Origin of the sequence: Streptomyces sp. NPDC058240 (genome assembly GCF_042882135.1) — a bacterium.
Taxonomy (GTDB): domain Bacteria; phylum Actinomycetota; class Actinomycetes; order Streptomycetales; family Streptomycetaceae; genus Streptomyces.
The window spans coordinates 110,791-131,877 of sequence record NZ_JBHVWT010000001.1; the positions used below are offsets into that span (position 1 = coordinate 110,791).

Annotated in this window: 18 protein-coding genes; 9 read left to right on the forward strand and 9 right to left on the reverse strand. The window is 71.8% G+C overall.

Annotated elements, in window-relative coordinates:
- Nucleotides 1-9: 9 nt before the first annotated feature.
- Genes ACFVX4_RS00505 through rsmH form a run of 3 tightly spaced genes read right to left on the reverse strand, consistent with a single transcriptional unit; the run spans nt 10 to nt 3,605 of the window.
- Complete coding sequence (locus ACFVX4_RS00505) at nt 10-1,992, reverse strand: penicillin-binding transpeptidase domain-containing protein (RefSeq protein ID WP_389970292.1); 1,983 nt, start codon at nt 1,990-1,992, stop codon at nt 10-12.
- A 4-nt stretch (nt 1,993-1,996) separates the two neighbouring features.
- Nucleotides 1,997-2,590, reverse strand: coding sequence for a septum formation initiator family protein (locus ACFVX4_RS00510; RefSeq protein WP_389970295.1), 594 nt, complete (start codon nt 2,588-2,590; stop codon nt 1,997-1,999).
- A 49-nt stretch (nt 2,591-2,639) separates the two neighbouring features.
- Nucleotides 2,640-3,605, reverse strand: a complete 966-nt coding sequence (rsmH, locus tag ACFVX4_RS00515; protein WP_389970298.1) for a 16S rRNA (cytosine(1402)-N(4))-methyltransferase RsmH — start codon at nt 3,603-3,605, stop codon at nt 2,640-2,642.
- A 382-nt stretch (nt 3,606-3,987) separates the two neighbouring features.
- On the opposite strand from rsmH, the gene ACFVX4_RS00520 reads away from it, so the two are divergent.
- The 4 genes from ACFVX4_RS00520 to ACFVX4_RS00535 all read left to right on the forward strand — a co-directional run bounded on the left by ACFVX4_RS00520 (nt 3,988) and on the right by ACFVX4_RS00535 (nt 9,719).
- The gene (locus ACFVX4_RS00520) at nt 3,988-4,551 is read left to right on the forward strand and encodes a beta-class carbonic anhydrase (RefSeq protein WP_389970301.1); all 564 of its coding nucleotides are present in this window, start codon (nt 3,988-3,990) and stop codon (nt 4,549-4,551) included.
- Nucleotides 4,552-4,795: 244 nt separating this feature from the next.
- Complete coding sequence (locus ACFVX4_RS00525) at nt 4,796-5,845, forward strand: AAA family ATPase (protein WP_389970303.1); 1,050 nt, start codon at nt 4,796-4,798, stop codon at nt 5,843-5,845.
- Nucleotides 5,845-7,233 (forward strand): DUF58 domain-containing protein, encoded by a 1,389-nt coding sequence (locus tag ACFVX4_RS00530; RefSeq protein ID WP_389970305.1) that lies wholly within the window; start codon nt 5,845-5,847, stop codon nt 7,231-7,233. The genes ACFVX4_RS00525 and ACFVX4_RS00530 overlap by 1 nt, the downstream gene beginning before the upstream one ends.
- Nucleotides 7,230-9,719, forward strand: coding sequence for a DUF3488 and DUF4129 domain-containing transglutaminase family protein (locus tag ACFVX4_RS00535; RefSeq protein ID WP_389970308.1), 2,490 nt, complete (start codon nt 7,230-7,232; stop codon nt 9,717-9,719). The genes ACFVX4_RS00530 and ACFVX4_RS00535 overlap by 4 nt, the downstream gene beginning before the upstream one ends.
- 330 nt (nt 9,720-10,049) lie before the next feature.
- Here ACFVX4_RS00535 and ACFVX4_RS00540 read toward each other — a convergent pair whose 3' ends face one another.
- From ACFVX4_RS00540 to ACFVX4_RS00550, 3 genes are all read right to left on the reverse strand, one after another.
- Nucleotides 10,050-10,442, reverse strand: a complete 393-nt coding sequence (locus tag ACFVX4_RS00540; protein WP_389970310.1) for a DUF3040 domain-containing protein — start codon at nt 10,440-10,442, stop codon at nt 10,050-10,052.
- 291 nt (nt 10,443-10,733) lie between these two features.
- Nucleotides 10,734-11,492 (reverse strand): class I SAM-dependent methyltransferase, encoded by a 759-nt coding sequence (locus ACFVX4_RS00545; RefSeq protein ID WP_389970313.1) that lies wholly within the window; start codon nt 11,490-11,492, stop codon nt 10,734-10,736.
- Nucleotides 11,493-11,594: 102 nt separating this feature from the next.
- Nucleotides 11,595-12,122, reverse strand: a complete 528-nt coding sequence (locus tag ACFVX4_RS00550) for an SAV_6107 family HEPN domain-containing protein (RefSeq protein ID WP_389970316.1) — start codon at nt 12,120-12,122, stop codon at nt 11,595-11,597.
- Between the two features lie 169 nt (nt 12,123-12,291).
- On the opposite strand from ACFVX4_RS00550, the gene ACFVX4_RS00555 reads away from it, so the two are divergent.
- The 5 genes from ACFVX4_RS00555 to ACFVX4_RS00575 all read left to right on the forward strand — a co-directional run bounded on the left by ACFVX4_RS00555 (nt 12,292) and on the right by ACFVX4_RS00575 (nt 18,320).
- Nucleotides 12,292-13,092 (forward strand): ATP-binding cassette domain-containing protein, encoded by an 801-nt coding sequence (locus ACFVX4_RS00555; RefSeq protein WP_389970319.1) that lies wholly within the window; start codon nt 12,292-12,294, stop codon nt 13,090-13,092.
- A complete protein-coding gene (locus ACFVX4_RS00560) occupies nt 13,064-15,151 on the forward strand; it encodes a YhgE/Pip family protein (protein WP_389970322.1) in 2,088 nt (695 codons plus the stop codon). Before ACFVX4_RS00555 ends, ACFVX4_RS00560 begins: the two co-directional genes overlap by 29 nt.
- Nucleotides 15,152-15,180: 29 nt before the next feature.
- Complete coding sequence (locus ACFVX4_RS00565; protein WP_266420416.1) at nt 15,181-15,792, forward strand: TetR/AcrR family transcriptional regulator; 612 nt, start codon at nt 15,181-15,183, stop codon at nt 15,790-15,792.
- 362 nt (nt 15,793-16,154) lie between these two features.
- On the forward strand, nt 16,155-16,772 hold the full coding sequence (locus ACFVX4_RS00570; RefSeq protein WP_389970325.1) for a DUF4126 domain-containing protein: 618 nt from the start codon (nt 16,155-16,157) through the stop codon (nt 16,770-16,772).
- A gap of 30 nt (nt 16,773-16,802) precedes the next feature.
- On the forward strand, nt 16,803-18,320 hold the full coding sequence (locus ACFVX4_RS00575; RefSeq protein ID WP_389970328.1) for a phytoene desaturase family protein: 1,518 nt from the start codon (nt 16,803-16,805) through the stop codon (nt 18,318-18,320).
- 52 nt (nt 18,321-18,372) lie between these two features.
- On the opposite strand, the gene ACFVX4_RS00580 is transcribed toward ACFVX4_RS00575, so the two are convergent.
- The 3 genes from ACFVX4_RS00580 to thiE form a co-directional block, all read right to left on the reverse strand.
- Nucleotides 18,373-19,308 carry a hypothetical protein gene (locus ACFVX4_RS00580; protein WP_389970331.1) on the reverse strand — a complete coding sequence of 312 codons (936 nt, stop codon included), beginning with the start codon at nt 19,306-19,308 and terminating at the stop codon, nt 18,373-18,375.
- A 50-nt stretch (nt 19,309-19,358) separates the two neighbouring features.
- Nucleotides 19,359-20,276, reverse strand: a complete 918-nt coding sequence (metF, locus tag ACFVX4_RS00585; protein WP_389970334.1) for a methylenetetrahydrofolate reductase [NAD(P)H] — start codon at nt 20,274-20,276, stop codon at nt 19,359-19,361.
- Between the two features lie 99 nt (nt 20,277-20,375).
- Complete coding sequence (gene thiE, locus ACFVX4_RS00590; RefSeq protein WP_389970337.1) at nt 20,376-21,029, reverse strand: thiamine phosphate synthase; 654 nt, start codon at nt 21,027-21,029, stop codon at nt 20,376-20,378.
- Nucleotides 21,030-21,087 lie beyond the last annotated feature (58 nt).

Genomic DNA, 21,087 nt, shown 5'->3' on the forward strand with positions numbered 1-21,087 from the left:
TCCCCGAGTTCACTCGCCGGGCTTGAAGGACACCGGCAGCCGGGCTGGCTCGCTGCCGGACGGTGGGGTCTGGAGGGTCTTGAGTGCGAACTCCATGACCTGCTTGTAGATCGGTCCGCAGATCTGGCCGCCGAAGTAGCTGCCCTTGGTCGGGTTCTGGATCGCGCAGTAGACGGTGATCTGCGGGTTGTCGGCGGGTGCGAAGCCCGCGAAGGAAGCGGTGTAGCCGTGGTAGCCGCCGCGTACCGGGTCGACCCGGTTGGCCGTACCGGTCTTGCCCGCCACCCGGTAGCCCGGGATCTTGGCCTTCGTTCCGGTGCCCTCCTCGTCGCCGACCACCGACTCCAGCATGGCGGCGAGCGACTTGGCGGTCTTCGCGCTGACCACCCTGGTCCGCCCGGGTGGAGCGGCGGCCTCGAAGTGGCCGTCGGCGCCCTTGGTGCCGCGTACCAGCGTGGGTGCGACGCGGACCCCGCCGTTGGCGATCGTCGAGTAGATGGAGGCGGCCTGCATGGCATTGAGCGAGAGGCCCTGGCCGAACGGGATCGTGTACTGCTGCGAGGTCGACCAGTCCTTGGGCTTGGCGAGGATGCCGGGGGTCTCGCCCGGGTAGTCGAGACCGGTCGGTGAGCCGATGCCGAACTTGCGCAGGTAGGAGTAGAGGACCTTGTTGGCCTGGGCCTGGGTCCTGCCCAGTTCGCCGGTGGCCAGGATGGTGCCGATGTTGCTGGACTTGGCGAGTACGCCGTTGAGCGTCAGGTACCAGGTGGGGTGGTCGATGTCGTCCTTGAAGAGCCGGTCGCCCCGGTGCAGCCGGTTGGGGACGGTGACATGGGTGCCCGGGGTGGCGGCGCCCTCCTCCAGCACGGCGGCCATGGACATGAGCTTGCTGGTGGAGCCGGGCTCGTAGACGTCCTGGAGGGCGGCGTTGCCCAGCGAGGCCGCGTCGGCCTGCGAGAGGTCGTTGGGGTCGAAGCCGGGCGCGTTGGCCATGGCGAGGACCTCGCCGGTCCTGGTGTTCTGGACGATCACGTAGCCGCGGTCGGCCTTGGACTTCTTCACCTGGTCGGTGATGGCCTGCTGGGCGGCCCACTGGATGTCGCGGTCGATGGTCAGCTCGATGTCGGCCCCGGGGACGGCCGGGACCTCCTTGGTGCCCGCGGTGGGCACCCGCCGGCCGCCGGCCTGGGCGTACCTGATCTTGCCGTCCTCGCCCGCGAGCTCCTTGTCCAGCTGCGATTCGAGGCCGCCCGCGCCCTCGCCGTCGGCGTTGACGTATCCCAGTATCCCGGCGGCGAGACCCCCGTTGGGGTAGACCCGTTTGGTGGTCGCCTCCTGGAAGACCCCGGTCAGCACATTGGCTCCCGCGCCGCCGCTCGCCCTGTCCTTGCCCGCCTTCTCGGCGAAGACGGACTTGAGGTCCCTGATCTGGTTCCAGACCTGCGGGGTCCGGCGGCGGGCCAGGACGACGTAGCGGCCCTTCCCGGACAGCTTCCGGGTCAGCTCGGTGGCGTCGGTGCCGAGGATCGGGGCGAGGAGCGCCGCCGCCTGCTGGGGCGCGTCGGGGGCCTTGCTGAACTCGGGCGTGAACATCGAGGGGTCGGCGGTGATGTTGTACGCGTCGACGCTGGTGGCCAGGGCGATCCCGCTGCGGTCGGTGATCTCGCCGCGCTCGGCGGAGATCGTGTAGCTGAGGTAGCGGTTCTCCTTGGCCTTGGCCGCGTACGCGTTGGCATCGACGGCCTGGACCTGGAGCAGCCGGACGACGAACGCCAGCATCACGAGCGTCAGGGCGACGCTGACCAGACGGAGCCGGGGGCGCGGGTTGCCGAGCCGCAGGGGGCGCGCGGTCCGGCCGCGGGGCGGGTGGGGGCGTCGTGCCGGGGCGGACGGGCGGCGGGCCGCGGGCCGGGGGCGCCCCTGGCCGCCTGCGGCGCTGCGCGGGCGCGCGGGGCCGGGGACCCGGCGGCGCGGTGGTTCCTTGGGCGGCACTGCGTCACCTGCCGGGGCTCGTCGAGGGCTGGTCTGCCGGGGTACGCGGCCCGGCGGGCGGGGTCGCGGAGGTGCTGGGCGGCGCGGCGGCGCCCGGAGGGCCGGCCGGTGCCGACGGAGCGGGCGAGGCCGGGGCGGTGGTCCGGGGCGGGGCGCCGGTGGCGGGCGCGGTCGCGGGGGGCGCCGCCGGCGGACTGCTCTTCGGCCGCGGCGGTACGGGGTCGGGCTCGGCGGTGGTCTCGGCGGGAACGCCGCGGACCGTGCCGTCCGGATTCAGGAAGGCGGGGCTGCCGCCGGGCACCATGCCCAGCTCGCGGGCGCGCCGTTCGAGGGCGTCCGGCTCGGAGTAGTTGTCGACGTCGTGCTGGAGGGCCTGCTGCTCGTCGGTGAGCTCCGTGGTCCGTTTCTTGAGCTCGCTCAGCCTGAACGATCCTTCGTTGAGGGCCGAGTTGAGCACCAGGAGCGTGATCAGGCCGCCGCCGAGCAGCACCACGACCAGCAGGACGAAGGGGGTACGGGCCGCGTTGCTGGGCCCGGACGGCATCAGCCGGGCGAGCCGCGCGGCGCGCCCTTTCAACTGCCCGGCCGGTCTGCTCACCGCGCCGCCCCGCGCCTCACCGGTTTCCGGGTTCCCGGCCGCCGGACGCTCACCGCTCCTCCTCGCGGATCCGCTGGGCGCCGCGCAGCCGGGCGGGGGCGGCGCGCCGGTTCTCGGCGACCTCCTCCTCCGTGGGCAGTTCCGCGCCGCGGGTCAGCAGCTTCAGCCGGGGCTGGTAGCGCTCGGGGACGACCGGCAGTCCGGGCGGCGCCGTGGTGGCGGCGCCCGCCGCGAACACCTGCTTGACCAGCCGGTCCTCCAGCGAGTGGTACGAGAGGACGGCGATACGGCCGCCGACCGCGAGGCTCTGCACGGCAGCCGGAATGGCCCGCTCCAGGACGGTGAGTTCGCCGTTGACCTCGATGCGCAGCGCCTGGAAGGTCCGCTTGGCGGGGTTGCCGCCGGTGCGCTTGGCGGCCTGGGGCAGCGAGTCACGGATCAGCTCGACGAGCCGGGCGCTGTTGCTGAACGGCTCCTTCTCGCGCTCGCGCACGATCGCGGAGACGATCCGCTTGGCCTGCTTCTCCTCGCCGTACGCCCGCAGGATCCGGACCAGTTCGCCCGGCGGATAGGTGTTGAGCACCTCGGCCGCGCCGATGCCGGTCGTCTGGTCCATGCGCATGTCGAGCGGGGCGTCCTGGGCGTACGCGAATCCGCGGTCGGCCTCGTCCAGTTGCATGGAGGAGACGCCGAGGTCGAACAGGACGCCCTGGACCTTCGGGATGCCGAGCCTGTCGAGCACCTCGGGCAGTTCGTCGTAGACGGCGTGCACCAGAGTGGCGCGGTCGCCGTACGGGGCGAGCCGCTCGCCGGAGAGCCGCAGCGCCTCCTTGTCCCGGTCCAGCCCGATCAGCCGTGCGGACGGGAAGGCGGAGAGCAGCGCCTCGCTGTGCCCGCCGAGGCCGAGGGTGCAGTCGACGACCACGGGCGTCTGCGGGCCCGGCGCCTCCAGAGCCGGGGCCAACAGGTCCAGGCACCGCTGGAGCATCACCGGGACGTGTCGGGTCTGGCTCATGCGCCCTCTCAGGCTCAGGTCCCGTGTGGCCGCACGTACGGCCTGGTCCCCACCCGCTCAGAAGGGGAGGTCGGCGGGCGCCGGGGAAGGGGCGCCGGTCGACCGGCGAGCGGGAGAGGGCCGGGCCCGTACGTACGCCGCACACACAGGGGAAATCTACGGAATGTGCAGGGTGTCGGTAACTTCCCGTCACTTTAGTCCACCCTGCCATTCGATCGATTCCCGATCAATCAACCCGGCTGCGCGTCGCCCCGCCCTCTGTATCACCCGCCCGGACGAACGATCGTGAGGCTTGTGGGTTACCTCACAACAAGTCTCGTTGACGTTCTTTGTCCCTTCTCACAGCACGACGGGTGCAGGTGCGGGAGCTAACGTCATATCCATGTCGACTTCCGCGCACTCCCCCGCCGGGCCATCCGCGCCCGCAGCCGACCCGGCCCGCACCGGAGGCACGGTCACCGATCGTCTCGTCGAGGCGAACGTCCGGTACGCCGCCGAATTCGAAGACCCGGGCATGGACGCCAAGCCGGTGCTGCGCGTCGCCGTGGTCGCCTGCATGGACGCCCGGCTCGACCTGCACGACGCGCTCGGCCTGGCACTCGGCGACTGCCACACCATCCGCAACGCAGGCGGCGTGGTCACCGACGACGTGATCCGTTCGCTGACCATCAGCCAGCGGGCCCTCGGCACGCGCAGCGTCATACTCATTCATCACACCAATTGCGGCCTGGAGTCGATCACCGAGGAGTTCCGCCAGGAGCTGGAGGTGGAGGTCGGCCAGCGTCCGGTCTGGGCGGTCGAGGCGTACAAGGACGCCGACCAGGACGTACGCCAGTCGATGCAGCGTGTGCGCACCTCGCCGTTCCTGCTGCACACCGACGACGTCCGCGGCTTCGTCTTCGACGTGACCACCGGCTTGCTGCGGGAGATCCTCCCCGCCTCCTGACCGGCCGGATGCCGCCCTTCCGGAACCGAAAACCCCACCGAAACCGACATATCGCCCCCACTTGTCCACAGGCGAGTGACACGAAGCGGTAACGGCAACAAGAATGCGCATGTGGCATCCCGCCGGACGTTTCCGGATGGGGTGTCCGTGTTTCGGGGTGGGCCGGACCGCTGCGCGCGAGTCGGCCCGTGAATGGGGTATCCCCTGCTCCTCGTGAGCGTGGGGCAGGGCCGAGGAGGGCCGGGTGACGACCTATGACGATCGAGCGAGCCTCACAGATCTGACCACGACCGCGGAGCGGGTGCGCAGGTCGGTGGAGAGTGTGATCGAGGGCAAGCCTGAGGTCGTACGGCTTTCGCTGACCGTACTGCTGGCCGAGGGGCATCTGCTCATCGAGGACGTCCCCGGAGTCGGCAAGACGATGCTGGCCAAGGCGCTGGCACGGTCCATCGACTGCTCGGTACGGCGCATTCAGTTCACGCCGGACCTGCTGCCTTCGGACATCACCGGCGTGTCCATCTTCGATCAGCAGCGGCGCGACTTCGAATTCAAACCGGGCGCGATCTTCGCCCAGATCGTGATCGGCGACGAGATCAACCGCGCCTCGCCGAAGACCCAGTCGGCGCTGCTGGAGTCCATGGAGGAGCGCCAGGTCACCATCGACGGGCACAGCTACGAGTTGCCCGACCCGTTCATGGTGGTGGCCACCCAGAACCCGGTGGAGATGGAGGGCACCTATCCGCTGCCCGAGGCCCAGCGCGACCGGTTCATGGCGCGGGTGTCGATCGGCTATCCGAGTGCCGACGCCGAGCTGCGGATGCTCGATGTGCACGGCGGTCCCTCGCCGCTCGACGACCTCCAGCCGGTGGCGCACGCGCACGACATCGTCAAGCTGATCGACGCGGTGCGGACGGTCCACGTGGCCGACGCCGTGCGGCGGTACGCGGTGGAGCTCGTCGGGGCCACCCGCAGCCATCCCGATCTCCGGCTCGGCGCCTCGCCCCGGGCCACCCTGCATCTGCTGCGCGCGGCGAAGGCCTCCGCGGCGCTGAGCGGCCGGGACTACTGCCTGCCGGACGATGTGCAGGCGCTGGCGGTCGCGGTGCTCGCGCACCGGCTGCTGCCGACGGCACAGGCCCAGCTGAACCGCCGTACCGCCGAGCAGGTCGTGCTGGAGATCCTCCAGCAGACACCGGTTCCGACCGCGAGCGGTGGCGTCACCCAGGTCCATCCCCAGCACCAGCCGGGCCGTCCGGCGTACGGCCGGCAGCAGCCCGGCGCACGGCGGGTGTGATGGCCGCCGGGGGGCCGGCCGCGATGGACGACGGCGACGAGAAGGGCGGTCTGCGGACCGCTCTGAGCGGGCTGACCACCCGTGGGCGGTCCTTTCTGGCTGCCGGTATCGCCGCGGCGATCTGCGCCTATGTGCTCGGACAGGCAGATCTGCTGCGGGTCGGGCTGCTGCTCGCCGCACTGCCGCTGGTCTGTGTGGTGGTGCTCGTCCGCACCCGCTACCGCGTCTCGGGCACCCGGCGGCTCGCGCCGTCCCGGGTCCCTGCGGGCACGGAGGCGCGGGTTCATCTGCGGATGGAGAACGTGTCGCGGATGCCCACCGGGCTGCTGATGCTCCAGGACCGGGTGCCCTATGTGCTCGGGCCGCGGCCCCGGTTCGTACTGGACCGGGTGGAGGCGGGCGGCCGTCGCGAGGTGTCCTACCGGGTGCGGTCGGATCTGCGCGGGCGCTATCCGCTCGGGCCGTTGCAGCTGCGGCTGAGTGATCCGTTCGGGATGTGTGAGCTGACCCGTTCGTTCAGCGCGTACGACACCCTCGTCGTCATTCCGCGGACCGAGCCGTTGCCGCCGGTGCGGCTGGCCGGCGAGGCCTCGGGGTACGGCGAGGGACGGCAGCGTTCACTGGCACTGGCCGGTGACGACGACGTGATTCCGCGCGGCTACCGGCACGGCGACGACCTGCGCCGGGTCCACTGGCGCTCGACCGCGCGCTACGGCGAGCTGATGGTGCGCCGCGAGGAGCAGCCGCAGCGGGCCAGGTGCACGGTGCTGCTGGACACCCGGCTGATCGCCTACCAGGGGACGGGGCCCGATTCCGCCTTCGAGTGGGCGGTGTCCGGGGCCGCGTCCGCGCTGATGCACATGCTGGAGCGCGGCTTCGCCGTCCGGCTGCTGACCGACGACGGGAACACGGTTCCGGGCGAGGGCGCGGGCGGTTTCGCCGGGTCGACGCAGGAGTCCGCCGATTCGGCGGGTCTGATGCTGGACGCCCTGGCGGTGGTCGACCACTCCGACGGCAGCGGTCTGTCGCGCGCGTACGACGTGCTGCGCGGCGGCAACGAGGGTCTGCTGATCGCGTTCTTCGGTGATCTGGACGAGGAGCAGGCGGCGGTGGCGGCGCGGATGCGGCAGCGCAGCGGTGGCGCCGTCGCGTTCGTACTGGACAGCGCGGCCTGGGTGCCGGGCGATGTCCTGCCCGCGGGGGCGGAAGCGGCGTCCGAGCGGCGGCTGCGGCTGCTGCGGGAATCAGGCTGGACGGCTGTGGCGGTGGCGCCCGGGACCGGTCTCGCCCGCTGCTGGCAGCAGGCGGGGCACCAGGACGTGGCGGCGCAGTCCGCCGCCGTCGGAGGCGCGGCCGGCACGACAGGTTTCTCCGGGAGATGGTCATGAGCAGTCGTGGTCGGCTGGCGCTGTGCGCCTTTGCGGCGACGCTGATGGCGGCGGCCTCGATGCTGCCGCTGGTCGAGCCGGCCGGGTGGATCCTGCAGGCCGCTTTCGTGCTGGCGGTCCAGAGCGGGATGGGTGCGCTGGTCCGCCGGGCGCCCGTGCCCCGCGCGCTGGTCGTCACGGCGCAGGCGCTGGTCACGCTGGTCCTGCTGACGGTGGTGTTCGCCAGGAAGCAGGCGCTGGCCGGTCTGCTGCCCGGCCCGGAGGCCGTCCAGCGGCTCGCGCATCTGCTGACGTCGGGCGCCGAGGACGTCGGCAGGTATGCCGCTCCGGCTCCCGTGACGGACGGCATCCGGCTGATGCTGATCGGCGGTGTGCTGCTGGTCGGGCTGGCCGTGGACGCCCTCGCTGTGACGTTCCGCAGCGCGGCCCCGGCCGGCCTGCCGCTCCTCGCGCTCTACTCGGTGGCCGCGGGGCTGTCCGAGGGCGGAGCGGACTGGCTCTGGTTCCTGCTGGCGGCCGGTGGCTATCTGCTGCTTCTGCTGGCCGAGGGCCGGGACCGCCTCTCCCAGTGGGGGCGGGTCTTCAGCGGCGCGGCCGCCAGGTCCCCGGGGGGTCCGGCGGTCGGTGCGGCGATTTCGAGCAGCCGGCCGACGGCCCCGGTCCGTACCGGGCGCCGCATCGGCGCGCTGGCGCTGGGCGTCTCGCTGCTCGTCCCGGCGGCGCTGCCGGCGCTCGACGGCGGAATGCTGATCGGTACGGGCGGCAGCGGAAGCGGCAAGGGTGGCGGCGGCACCATCTCCGCGGTGAACCCGCTGGTCTCGCTGCAGGACAACCTGAACCAGCCGGAGAACCGGCAGGTGATGTCCTACCGCACCAATGCCGGCGCCCCGCAGGGCTTCTATCTGCGGATTCTGGCCCTGGACCAGTTCAACGGGAGCGAGTGGCGGCCCTCCACGCGCCGTCTGAAGGATGTACCGAAGAGGCTCCCGGATCCGGCGGGCCTCGGCCCGGACGTGGCGGTCACGGAGATCAGGTCGAACATCTCCGCGTCCCGCTCCTACCAGCAGACCTATCTGCCGCTCCCCTACCCGGCGACCGAGGTCAAGATCGACGGGCGCTGGCGGTACGAACCGGTGGGACGGACGCTCGTCGGTGACCGCGGGGAGACGACCCGCGGTGCGCAGTACCAGGTCACCAGTCTGGTGGTCGAGCCGACCGCCGGACAGCTCGCCGCGGCGGGCCCCGCGCCGGCCGCTCTGCGGCGCGAATACACCCGCGTCCCCGGCACCCTGCCGAAGGTGGTCGAGGAGACCGCGAACAGGGTGACCAAGGGCGCCGCCAACGACTACGAGCGGGCGGTGAAGCTGCAGGACTACTTCGCCTCGGACGGCGGCTTCAGCTACAACACCTCGGTGAACTCGGGCACCGGAAGCGCGGCGATCACCCGGTTCCTGAAGGACAAGCAGGGCTTCTGCGTCCACTTCTCCTTCGCGATGGCCGCGATGGCACGGACGCTGGGCATTCCGGCCCGGGTCGCGGTGGGCTTCACTCCCGGCACCGAGCAGTCGGACGGTTCGGTCTCGGTGGGGCTGCGCGATGCGCATGCCTGGCCCGAGCTCTATTTCGAGGGCGTCGGGTGGACCCGTTTCGAGCCGACTCCGACACGGGGCAGCACGCCGGCGTACACCCAGCAGGACGTCCCCGCGGGTGACACGAACGTCCCGGCCCAGCCCGAGAAGGGCTCCTCGGCGGCTCCCTCGATCGCGCCGTCCGTCCCGGACAGTTGCCCGGCGCAGATGCGCAAGCAGGGCGAGTGCGGCAGCACGGCGGCACCGGGGGCGGCGCCTCCGACGGATTCCGGGACACCGACGAGCACCGTCGCCGGTCTGGTCCTGCTCGCCGCGGTGATCCTTGCGCTGCCTCTCCTGCCGCTGCTCTGGCGGCTCCGGGCACGCAGGCGCAGGCTGAGTCTCTCCACCGGGTGCACGCCGCCCACGGAACAGGGCACCACCGCCACCGGCCTGGACCACGGCATCGAACCGGGCCGCACACCGGTGTACGCGACGACCGGAACGCTCGCGGCCTGGCAGGAGATCACCGACACGGCCTGGGACCACGGCATCGAACCGGACGACTCCCGGACCCCGCGCAAGGCGGCGGCCCGGGTGGTGCGGCTGGGTCGGCTCGACCCCGATGCGGCCGCCGCGGTGCACCGGGTGGCCGGGGCGGTGGAGCAGGTCCTGTACGCCCCGGAGCCCCGGGCGAGCACCGGGCTGGCCGAGGACGTGGAGACGGTACGAGCCGGTCTGCGGGCGTCTGCCGACCGGCTCACCCGGATCAGAGCGGTCGTGGCTCCGCGCTCGGCCGTTCGGGTGATCTGGGCGGCCTCGGACCGCTGGGCGGCTATCACCGGCAGGTGGACGGCGCTGTGGAGCCGGGACCGGTGGGCGGGGTGGCTGCGACGGCCGTCGCGCCAGCAGGGGTGACCGGGGGCGTGGTCTGCCACGGCCCGCCACCGGTCGCAGTCGTGGGCGTGGGCGCGGTCTGCGTCCCGCCACCGGTCCCGGGCGCGGGACGGCTCCGGTAGCTGTGCCGGCCCGGCCGACCGGCCGCCTTCGCCCCGCAGCGTGCGTTCATGCGGGCGGACCCGGGGCTCCCTCGGGTCCGTCCGCGCGAAGGCCCGCTTGAACGCCCTCGCGGAAGGCCTGCCCGTGAAGAAGTCAGGGTCGATGGCCACCTGCGGTGGCCTGTTCCGGGCACACGCGAGGGGCGGCCGCGAAGACGCGGCCGCCCCTCACCCAAGTGTGTCCGAGGGTCTACTGACCCTGCTCGTCGCGGCGGCGCTGCCACCGCTGCTCGATGCGGTTCATCACGGTCCGGCGTTGCCTGGGCCGGCCGCGCTCGCCGCCAGCTCCGGCTGCCGGATGTTCGCCCGGTTTGGGCGCTTTGCGCCAACCAGTGACCGCAAGGACCGCGCAGCCCAGCATGACGAGAAAACCCACCACGCTGATCCAGATCTGCTGGGCGACCATTCCGGCCATGAGGAGCGCGATACCCACCAGGAAGCCTGCGACCGCCTGGTAGACCCGTCGCCGGGTGTACGTACGCAGCCCGCTTCCCTCGAGCGCTGTCGCGAACTTGGGATCTTCGGCGTACAGCGCTCGCTCCATTTGCTCGAGCATTCGCTGCTCGTGCTCCGAGAGCGGCACGGAGTCCTCCTCGTCGTCGGCCGCGGGGGGCGGCCGGTATGCGGCCCTTCCAGGATAGGCAGGGAATCGCCCCCGTGAAACCCGCCTTCTTGCCCATCAGCCAGTCCGGGCCGCCACAACGGCTCAGCTGCTGAGGCGTTGATTCCCCAACCTCCGATCCGTCATGCCGGATGGTGTCCCCCGATCATACGGGGCGAAGCCCCCGATCGGGGGGCCTGGTGCGTACTCCGTCTGCCGCTGCGTCGCTGATCAGCCGCGCTGCGGCCGAGCAACCGCAGGACCGGACCGCGCTCAGGCGCGCTTCGTGCCCAGAACGTGCAGCTGCGTCGCGACCGAGTGGAAGGCGGGCAGTTCGGCCGCGGCGGACTCCAGCTTGAGCAGGGCCTCCATGGCACCGGGCTCCGTGTCCACCAGGACGCCCGGCACGAGGTCGGCGAAGACCCGTACACCGTGGACCGCCCCGACCTCGACGTCGGCCCCGGAGACCAGCCCGGTGAGCTGCTCCGCGGTGTAGCGCCGGGGCACCGGGTCGCCTTCGCCCCAGCGGCCCGCCGGGTCGCTGAGCGCCTGCCGGGCCTCGGTGAAGTGACCGGCGAGCGCCCGCGCCAGGACGGCACCGCCGAGCCCGGCGGCGAGCAGGCTGAGCGCACCGGACGGCCGGAGCGCCTCCGCCGCGTTGCGCACGCCCTCGGCGGGGTCGTCGACGTACTCCAGGACGCCGTGGCACAGCACCGCGTCGTACCCCCCGCGCTCGACCACCTCGAACAGGCCGTGGATGTCGCCCTGGACGCCGCGGACCCGGTCGGCGACCCCGGCCTCGGCCGCGCGGCGCTCCAGCGCGAAGAGCGCGTTGGGGCTGGGGTCGACGACGGTGACGCGATGACCGAGACGGGCGACCGGCACCGCGAAGTTGCCGGTGCCGCCGCCGGTGTCCAGGACATCCAGGGCGTCCCTGCCGGTCGCCTTCACCCGGCGGTCGAGGGCGTCCTTGAGGACCTCCCAGACCACGGCGGTACGGAGGGAGGCGCGGGGGCGCAGCTGGTCCGACACGGCAGATGACTCCTCGGCACGGTGCCGCCTCTGACGGCGGAGCGTGAACAGTGCAGGTGGTACGAGCGATGCCCACCCTATTGCCTCGCGCCGCCGCCGCCCTCATCCCGCGTCGGGCCGCTCCCTCCTGGCCTGCGGGAGCACCGGCTGGAGGACCAGCAGCCGCTCGACCAGGCGCAGGAACATCGCCGCGTCACGCAGCAGGTCGTCGGCGTCCCGCCGGCTGGCCGCACCTGGTATCCCGGCTTCCGCGCGGGCCCTGCGCCGGGCACCTGAGGCGAACAGCGCGCTCCATTCGGTCAGCTCGGGGGCTATTTCGGGCAGGACCTCCCAGGCGCTGCGGATGCGCTCCCGGCGCCGCTTGGACGTCTCCGGGCGGCCCCGCGCGGCGAGCACCGCGGCCGCGGTGCGCAGCGCTGCGAGGTGGGCGGTGGCATACCGCTCGTTCGGCACATCGAGAACGGCGGCCTCGTCGAGGCCGGTGCGGGCCTGGGCGAGCAGATCGAGGGCGGCGGGCGGCGCCGTGGTGCGGCGCGGAACGGGGTGGACATCGCTTGCCGGGTCGGTCAGTGAGGGGGCAGGGCCGTCTGCGCGGCGCCGGGGTGCGGCTGCTGCGGACGAGTGGGCCATGACGAAACCTCCTGTCTCGTGTAACGGCTCCGTGGCCGTATGTATCCATCGTGAGGGGCACCACTGACAATCGACCCGAACCCCTCTCCGACCTGCGCTTTTGCTTCGTTCGCAAGTTCGGGCTACCTTTTTGAACTGACTGGTCAGTTCAAAACAAGGGGGAGGACCTGTGGACAGCCCGCACGGGGCATCCGTCACCGCCGAGAATTTCGGCCTCAAGGGGCCGCGCGGCTGGGCCTTCCGAGGCCTGGGTGTCGACGCCGGACCCGGTTCGCTGGTGGCGATCGAGGGCCCGTCCGGCTCGGGCCGCACCTGCCTGCTGCTCGCTCTCACCGGCCGGATGCGCCCCACCGAGGGCCACGCGAAGGTCGGCGGGCTGCGTCTGCCGCGCAAGATGGCCGCCGTACGCCGCATCGCCTCGCTGGGCCCGGTCCCCGGGGTCAGCGAGCTCGACCCGGCCTTCACCGTCGCCGAGCACCTGCGCGAGCGGGCCCTGCTGCAGCGCCGCTTCGACGGTTCGCTGCGCGCCCTGCTGCGCCCGCGCGCCGAGCGGGTCGCCACCGCCCAGGGACGGATCGACGCGGCGTTGGACGCCGCCGGACTCGACCCGGCCACCCTGCCCAAGGCCGGGCGGACCTCCGTACGGGATCTGGAGCGGCTGGAGGCGCTGCGGCTCTCCATCGCCCTCGCGCTGATCGGCAGCCCCCGGCTGCTCGCGGTGGACGACACCGATCTCAAGCTCTCCGACGCCGAACGTGCCGAGGCCTGGGAGCTGCTGCGGTCCATCGCGGACAACGGCACGACCGTGCTCGCCGTCTGCAGCCAGGCACCCGAGGACGCCATCACCCTGCGTACGGGCAGCACGGGCAGCACGGACGACGCGGACAGCACGACCGCGGAGACCGCGACCGGGGAAACCACGACCGAGGAAGGAACGGCCGATGCGTTCGCCGAGACTGGCCGCGCTTGAGCTCAAGCGTTTCGGCAGGGGAAAGCTGCCGCGCGCCGCACTGGTCGCGCTGCTGCTCCTGCCGCTGCTGTACGGCGCCCTGTACCTGTGGTCCTTCTGGGACCCGTACGGCCGCCTCGACAAGATCCCCGTCGCGCTGGTCAACAACGACAAGGGCGCCACCGCATCGGGCAAGCGCATCGCGGCCGGCGACGAGATCACCGGCAAGCTCCTCGACTCCAAGGTCTTCGACTGGCACGAGGTGAGTTCCGCCGAGGCCGACAAGGGTGTCGAGGACGGGACGTACTACCTCTCGCTCACCATGCCGTCGGACTTCAGCAAGCGGATCGCGTCGAGTTCGGGCGACTCCCCCGAGACCGGCGCCCTCCAGGTGCGGACCAACGACGCCAACAACTACATCGTCGGGCAGATCTCCCGGACGGTGTTCTCCGAGGTGCGCACCGCCGCGTCGACCAACGCCTCGCGCGGCTTCTACGACCGGATCTTCATCAACTTCTCCGACCTCCACGACGCGACGGCGAAGGCCGCCAAGGGGGCCGACGACCTCAAGGGCAGCATCGGCAAGGCCAAGAAGGGATCGCAGGATCTCGCGGACGGCCTGAAGGACGCCAAGGACGGCAGCGGCAGGCTGGCCGGCGGGATCGTCAAGCTGAACAAGGGCGCGGACGACCTCGAAACCGGCTCCCGGCAGGTGGCCGACGGCACTCAGCAGCTCGCCGACAAGGTGAACGGGGTGGCGGCCGACGTCCGCCCGTTCCTGAAGGACAACGGCAAGTCGATCGGCGACACCGCCCGGCTGGTCTCCGACTCCTCGAAGACCGTGCGGGACAACCTCGACCTGCTGGTGAAGGCGGCGCCCACCGCGGCCACCGCCGCCCACACGGCCTCCGACGACCTGGCCGAGATCTACCGCACCAGTTGCACGGACGAGCCGGTGCCCGACTCCACCGTCTGCCCGCCGCTGAAGCGCGCCAAGACCGCGGCGGCCGATGTCGCCGCTGTCGCCGACGATGTGAACGTGCTGGTCACGAACCAGAACGGTGATCTGAAGAAGCTGCGCACCCAGCTGACCACGCTTCAGCGGCAGGCCGATGACCTGGCCGGGCGCGCGCCGCATCTGGACGAGGACCTGAAGTCCGCCGTCAAGAAGGTCAACGCGCTCAACACCGGTGCCCACAAGGTCGCGAAGGGAGCCGACGATCTGCACACCGGCCTGGTCACCGCCAGGACCGGCTCCGCCGACCTGGACACCGGCGTGAGCGATCTCAAGAAGGGCGCGACCAACCTGGACAGCGGGCTGATCCGGCTCGGCGACGGCTCGGCCACCCTCGCCCAGGGGCTCAACGACGGTGTCGGCCAGATCCCCGACTACGACAAGAAGGACCGCGACGCCCGTACGGGAGTCATGGCCGACCCGGTGCAGCTGGCCTCCCAGTCGCTGCACGCGGCCCCCAACTACGGCACCGGTTTCGCGCCCTACTTCATCCCGCTCTCCCTCTGGGTCGGCGCGATGGTGGCCTACATGCTGATCCAGCCGCTCAACCGGCGCGCGCTCGCCGCCGGGGCCTCCGCCTGGCGGATCGCCTTCGCGGGCTGGCTGCCGGTGGCCGCGATCGGTCTGCTCCAGGTGGCCGCCCTGATGTCCGTACTGCACTGGGGGCTCGGTCTGCAGATGGCCCGCGCCGCCGGAACGGTCGGCTTCCTGGCGCTGGTGACCTGCTGCTTCGCGGCGATCGTGCAGTGGCTGAACGCCCGGTTCGGAGCCGCGGGAAGGATCCTTGTACTGGCCGTGCTGATGCTCCAGCTGACCTCGGCCGGGGGAACGTATCCCGTCCAGACCAGCCCCGGATTCTTCAACGCGATCCACCCCTACCTGCCGATGAGCTACATCGTCGAGGGGCTGCGCCGGCTGATCACGGGCGGCGGCCTCGACCCGGTCTGGCAGGGCAGCGCGGTGCTGCTGGCCTTCACGGCGGGGGCGCTCGCCCTGACCGCGGTCGCCGCACGCCGCAAGCAGGTGTGGACCCTGGACCGGCTCCACCCGGAGCTGAGCCTGTGAGCACGCCGGAACCTGTGAGAATCGGGGGCATGGAAAGCAGTAGCACCACGCGTCGCCGGGCCACCCGGCAGAAGCTCTACGAAGCGGCCGTGACCCTCATCGCCGAGAAGGGCTTCTCGGCAACCACGGTGGACGAGATCGCCGAGCGCGCCGGGGTCGCCAAGGGCACGGTCTACTACAACTTCAAGAGCAAGACCGAGCTCTTCGAGGAGCTGCTGCGCCACGGCGTCGGACTGCTCACGGCCTCGCTGCGCTCCGCGGCCGAGGAGACCGAGGAGCGCGGCGGCACCCGGGTCGAGGCCCTGGACGCGATGATCCGGGCCGGTCTGGTCTTCATCGACCGCTATCCGGCCTTCACCCAGCTGTACGTCGCGGAGCTGTGGCGCACCAACCGTGCCTGGCAGGGGACCCTCCTGGTGGTACGTCAGGAAGCCGTCGCGGTGGTGGAGGGGGTGCTGCGCGAGGGTGTGGGCAACGGTGAGCTGAGCGAGGAGATCGACATCCCGCTGACGGCCGCCGCGCTGGTCGGCATGGTGCTGGTGGCGGCCCTGGACTGGCAGGCGTTCCAGCCGGAGCGTTCGATCGACGATGTGCACTCGGCGCTGTCGCTGCTCCTGCACGGGCGGGTCAGCGGGCGCTGATCCGCCCGGCCGGGTGCGCGGCAGCACGAAAAGACGCCGGTCCGGTGAGGCTCGATCCCCCCGAGCCTGCGCCGGACCGGCGTCTTCCGTACTGCCGGAGAGCCTTCCCCCGTGACCTTCGTTCCCCCGTGGCCCCCGGGCTCTCCTTCGTGCTCCCCCGTTCCGGAAGGAACGCCGCGACCGTTCCGCCGCCCCGTGTCGGCGGTGCCGGAGCCGCGCCCTCTCCGTGCGTTCCACTCTCCCGTCCGCACAGGTGGGAGCCCATCCGCACATCTACTCATCTCGTCGCCTAGGTACGGATACTCAGAGCTGCGCGCCGAACCCACCCCGGGTCTTGCGCCATCTGGCCTACGATCTCGTCCGTGTCCGTACTTCCCCTGGTGTTCACGAGCGGCTGGGCGAGCGGGATCAACGCCTACGCGGTGGTCCTGCTGCTCGGTGTCTTCGGCGCGACCGGTCTGACCGACGAGGTGCCCGCGTCGCTGCAACGCACCGACGTCCTCGTGGTGGCCGGCGTTCTCTTCCTGTGCGAGGTGGTGGCCGACAAGATCCCGTACGTGGACTCGGTCTGGGACTCGGTGCACACCGTCATCAGGCCGGTCGCCGGTGCCGTCGTGGCCGCGCTGCTGGCCGGCGAGAGCGGTTCGCTGCCGCAGCTCGCCGCCGCGGCGGTGGGCGGTTCCACCGCGCTGATGAGCCATCTGGTGAAGGCGGGCACCAGAATGGCCGTCAACTCCTCCCCCGAGCCGTTCAGCAATGTCGCCGTAAGCATCGCGGAGGACCTGGGCGTCGCCGGGGTCGTCACCTTCGCGATATTCCATCCGGTGGTGGCCGCGGTCATCGCGGGGACGCTGTTGCTGCTGGGCATCGTGATACTGGCCGTCCTGGCCTCCAGAATCCGTCGGTATCTGCGCCGCAGGGCTCAGCGGCGGGAGGGGAAACGCCTGGCCGGGACGGGTTCGCACTGGCCGCCGGACTGACTGTCGGTGGTGGCAGTTAAGGTCACTGACATGGCACGTATTGCGGTGATCGGCGCCGGGATGGGCGCGATGGCGGCGGCCGCCCGGCTCGCCGTGGCAGGCCACCGGGTGACGGTGTACGAGCGGTCGGAGACCTTCGGCGGTTCGGTCGGCCGGTATGCCCATGAGGGCTTCGCCTTCGACACCGGCCCGACGCTGCTGCATCTGCCCGCCGTCTACCGCGACTTGTTCGTGAAGACCGGCAAGGAGCCGCTGGAGCGGTGCGTCACCATGACCCAGGTCGATCCGGCGAGCCGTCATCTGTTCGCCGACGGCACGGCGGTCTCGCTGCCGAACGCCTCGCGGGCCGGGGTCGTCTCCGCGCTGGACGGCGCGCTCGGTGGCGGCGTCGGCGCGGCCTGGGGCGAGTTCCTGGACCGGGCGCGCGATGCCTGGGACCGGTCCCGGCGTCCGCTCCTGGAGGAGCCGTTGCGCCCCGACTGGCAGGTGCTCGGCCGTGATCCGTATCCGGCGCTCCGCCGGCGCCGCCTGCTGCGCTCCGCCCAACAGGCGGGCACGGTCGCGGAGGTCGGCGCGTGGGAGCTGGCGGACCCCCGGCTGGCCGCGCTCCTCGACGGGTACGCCCTGTCGTACGGGCTCGATCCGCTGCGCGCCCCGACGGCGGCCGCCCTGCTGCCGTACATGGAGGAGACGTTCGGCAGCTGGTACGTCTCCGGTGGGATGCGGGCCCTGGCGCAGGCGGTGTACGAGCGGTGCCTGGCCCGGAAGGTGGAGTTCGTCTTCGGCGCCGAGGTGGCCCGGGTCGTCGAGAAGGGCGGCCGGGCGGCGGGCGTCGAGCTGATGGACGGTACGGTCGCCGAGGCCGGCCATGTGGTGCTGGGGGCCCGGCCGTGGCCGGGGCTGGTGCCCGGTCAGGAGCTGTGGCAGGACGGCGACGTCTCGGTGCAGCCCCGGCCCGGAGAAGGGGTGGTGCCGGGCCGGTTCCTGGTTCTGCTCTCGTTGCGCGGTGCCCGGCCCGCGGATGCCGTGCACCGGACGCTGGTGCATCCCGAGGACGGCGCGGCGGAGCGCGCGGCGGTGTTCGGCGGAAGGCTCGCCGAGCGCCCCACGGTGACGGTGCTGCGCCCGGACGACCCGTCGAACCGCCCCGACGACGCGCACGAGGCGGTGACGCTGATGGCGACGGTCGCCCCGCACGGGGCGGTGGACTGGACGGACCCGGCGGTGCGCGAGCGGTGCGCCGATGCGCTGATCGAGGCGGCGGCCGCGGCCGTGCCCGGGATACGGGAGCGGCTGCTCCACGCCGAGGTGCGGACGCCGGCCGAGACCGCTGCCGACACCGGCGCCGAGGGCGGTTCGGTGCCCGCGCCCGCGCTGGCCGGGGCGGGCGGCGCGTATCTGCACCCGGGCAATCGCACCCGGCTGCCGGGGCTCTACGCCGCGGGCGGCTGGGCGCACCCGGGCGGCGGGCTCGCCCACGCGGGCATGTCGGGAGCGCTGGTCGCCGGGCTGATCGTGGAGGGTGACGGCTTCCGCGGCTCCCAGTGACCGGGAGAGCCGCCTGCCGGGCCCGTCGGCGATTCCGGCCGCCCGCCCGTCGTCAGTAGCGGTACTGCTGCTCGTCGTAGCCGTTGCCGTTGTTGTAGCCGTTCGGGAACGGGGCGGGCTGCGCGGGCTGTTCCGGCAGTGTGACCGGCGGTGTGACCGGGTACTGCTCGCCCTCGCGCTGCTGAGGCACCCAGACACCGCCCGGCGGGGTCTCGGGAGCGTACTGCTGGGCGTACGGGTCGGGGTCGTACTGCTGCCGGCCACCGAAGCTGTCGTAGCCGTTGCTGTAGCTGTCGTACGCCTCGTACTGCGCGGGAGCGCCGGTGGTACCGGTCCCGATGTACGGGTCGGAGTACGCGGCGTACTGCTGCTGCTGCTCGGTGCCGTAGTCGTACTGCCCGGCCAGCGGGTCCTGTCCGGCGTACGGGTCCTGGCCCGGCGCCCCGTACGCGGCGGAGGCAGGGGCGGGGGCGGCGTACGGGTCGTACTGCGGCTGCTGCTGGGGCTGCCCCTCCTGGCCCGGCCCCCGCTGCGACCGGTGATGGTCGGAGTAGACGCCGTACTGCCCGGTGTCGTCCGGCAGCGGCTCGGGTTCGTAGACCGCGGCCGCCGGAGCCTCGGCGTCCGCGCGCTGCGGGGCCTGCCCGTCGTACGCCGTCTCCACGTCCGACACCTGGAGCGTGGGCCCGCGGCCCTCCCGGTCGCCGCCCCGACGACGGCGGCTCGCGCCCGGCCTGCCCCCTATGGCCCAGCCGGTGGAGAAGCCGCGCCGGAAGGAGAGCGTGACGTATGTCTGGCCGGTCGCGAAGGCGATCGTGCCGAGGACGATGACGAACACCGACGGAATCAGCACGCCGACGACCACGCAGCCGAAGCCTCCGAACGCGAGCAGACGCCAGCGAAGGCGCGCCTTGTACTGCAGGAGCACCTCGCCGAGCAGCCACAGCGCGACTATTCCGAACGCGATGTAGAGGACCGTCCAGCCCATGCCCGCCCCCTCCTACGGCCACCGCCCCGGGTCGCGGCGGGTACGGCCGGTCACGACTGCTTGTGCAGTCCGAGATTCTCGTAGATTTCGAGCGTCGCCGTCGAGTTGTTGAGCGTAATGAAGTGCAATCCGGGCACACCCTCGGATCGCAGCCTCGCGCAGAACTGCGTTGCGAAGTCGATGCCAATGGAGCGTACAGCGGCGGGATCGTCCTTGGCGGCGAGGATGCGTTCTTTCAGGGACGAGGGGAAAGACGCGTTGCTGAGCTGCGCAAACCTGTCCAGCTGTTTGACGCTGGTCAGCGGCATGACCTCGGGGATGATCGGGGTTTCGCAACCCGCAGCGACCACACGGTCACGCATACGCAAATAGTCCTCCGGATTGAAGAACATCTGGGTGATCGCATAGTCGGCACCGGCGCGGCACTTGTCCACGAAATGCCGGATGTCGGCGTCCCAGTCGGTCGAGCGCGGGTGCATCTCGGGAAATGCCGCGACGCCGACGCAGAAATCGCCGGATTCCTTGATGAGCCGGACGAGATCGGCCGCGTACCGCACGCCCTGCGAGTGCTCGATCCACTCGCCCATCGGGTCGCCCGGCGGGTCTCCGCGCACGGCGAGGATGTTCCGGATCCCGGCGTCCGCGTACTGCCCGATCATGTTGCGCAGCTCGGCGACGGAATGGTTGACCGCCGTGAGGTGGGCGACGGGAGTGAGGGTGGAATCGGCTGCGATCTGCTCGGTGGCCTTCACCGTCCCGGCCCGGGTGGAGCCACCGGCCCCGTAGGTCACGGAGACGAAACTCGGCCGCACCGCCTCGACCCGGCGCAGCGCGTTCCAGAGGTTCCGCTCGCCCTTCTCGGTCTTGGGCGCCCAGAACTCGAACGAGTACGAGGTCTTGCCGGTCGCGAGGAGCTCACGCACCGTGCGTGCGTGATCTGTCCTGGTGGATGGTGTGCCAAGGGCCATATGGGCAGGTTAACCAGAGCACGACGACCGAAGGACCGGACCAGCGTGAATTGCCCGAATTGACTGGTTGTTTGTCCATCCTTCGGACACTTGGCCTGATCACGCCATGGCGCGCGCCCGGATCCTCCCGGCCAGCTCGGCGGTGGCGGCGGCCGGGTCGGTGGCCTCGGTGATCGCCCGTACGACGACGACCCGGCGGGCCCCGGCGTCCAGCACCTCGTCGAGATTGCCGGCGTCGATCCCGCCGATGGCGAACCAGGGGCGCGGCTGGTCGAGCGAGGCGGCGTACCGCACCAGGTCCAGGCCCGGGGCGTGCCGGCCGGGCTTGGTCGGGGTGGGCCAGCAGGGGCCGGTGCAGAAGTAGTCCACGCCGGGCTCGGCGACGGCCGCGTCGACCTCGGACCCGGCGTGCGTGGAGCGGCCGATCAGCACGTCCTCGCCGAGTACGGCTCGGGCGGCGGGCACCGGCAGGTCGCCCTGGCCGAGGTGCAGCACGTCGGAGCCGATGGCATGGGCGACATCGGCCCGGTCGTTCACCGCGAGGAGCTTGCCGTGGCGCCGGCACGCCTCGGCGAGGACGGCCAGGTGGTCGAGCTCCTCGGCCGCTTCCATGCCCTTGTCGCGGAGCTGGACGATGTCCACCCCGGAGGCGAGGACGGCGTCGAGGAACGCGGGGAGGTCGCCCTGGCGCCTGCGGGCGTCCGTGCACAGATAGAGCCGGGCATCGGACAGCAGCGCGCGAGGCGTGGGCATGGTGCGGTTCCCCCCTGGGAGAGCATCGTGGAGCGGTTGTCGCCGGGCTGTGCGGGGG

Excerpts from the sequence above, each read along its gene's own strand:
- ACFVX4_RS00580 (WP_389970331.1), bottom strand. The coding sequence starts at position 19,308 with ATGGGCTGGACGGTCCTCTACATCGCGTTCGGAATAGTCGCGCTGTGG.
- ACFVX4_RS00530 (WP_389970305.1), top strand. The coding sequence starts at position 5,845 with ATGGCCGCCGGGGGGCCGGCCGCGATGGACGACGGCGACGAGAAGGGC.
- metF (WP_389970334.1), bottom strand. The coding sequence starts at position 20,276 with ATGGCCCTTGGCACACCATCCACCAGGACAGATCACGCACGCACGGTG.
- ACFVX4_RS00535 (WP_389970308.1), top strand. The coding sequence starts at position 7,230 with ATGAGCAGTCGTGGTCGGCTGGCGCTGTGCGCCTTTGCGGCGACGCTG.
- ACFVX4_RS00565 (WP_266420416.1), top strand. The coding sequence starts at position 15,181 with ATGGAAAGCAGTAGCACCACGCGTCGCCGGGCCACCCGGCAGAAGCTC.
- ACFVX4_RS00575 (WP_389970328.1), top strand. The coding sequence starts at position 16,803 with ATGGCACGTATTGCGGTGATCGGCGCCGGGATGGGCGCGATGGCGGCG.
- ACFVX4_RS00560 (WP_389970322.1), top strand. The coding sequence starts at position 13,064 with ATGCGTTCGCCGAGACTGGCCGCGCTTGAGCTCAAGCGTTTCGGCAGG.
- ACFVX4_RS00550 (WP_389970316.1), bottom strand. The coding sequence starts at position 12,122 with ATGGCCCACTCGTCCGCAGCAGCCGCACCCCGGCGCCGCGCAGACGGC.
- rsmH (WP_389970298.1), bottom strand. The coding sequence starts at position 3,605 with ATGAGCCAGACCCGACACGTCCCGGTGATGCTCCAGCGGTGCCTGGAC.
- ACFVX4_RS00520 (WP_389970301.1), top strand. The coding sequence starts at position 3,988 with ATGTCGACTTCCGCGCACTCCCCCGCCGGGCCATCCGCGCCCGCAGCC.
- thiE (WP_389970337.1), bottom strand. The coding sequence starts at position 21,029 with ATGCCCACGCCTCGCGCGCTGCTGTCCGATGCCCGGCTCTATCTGTGC.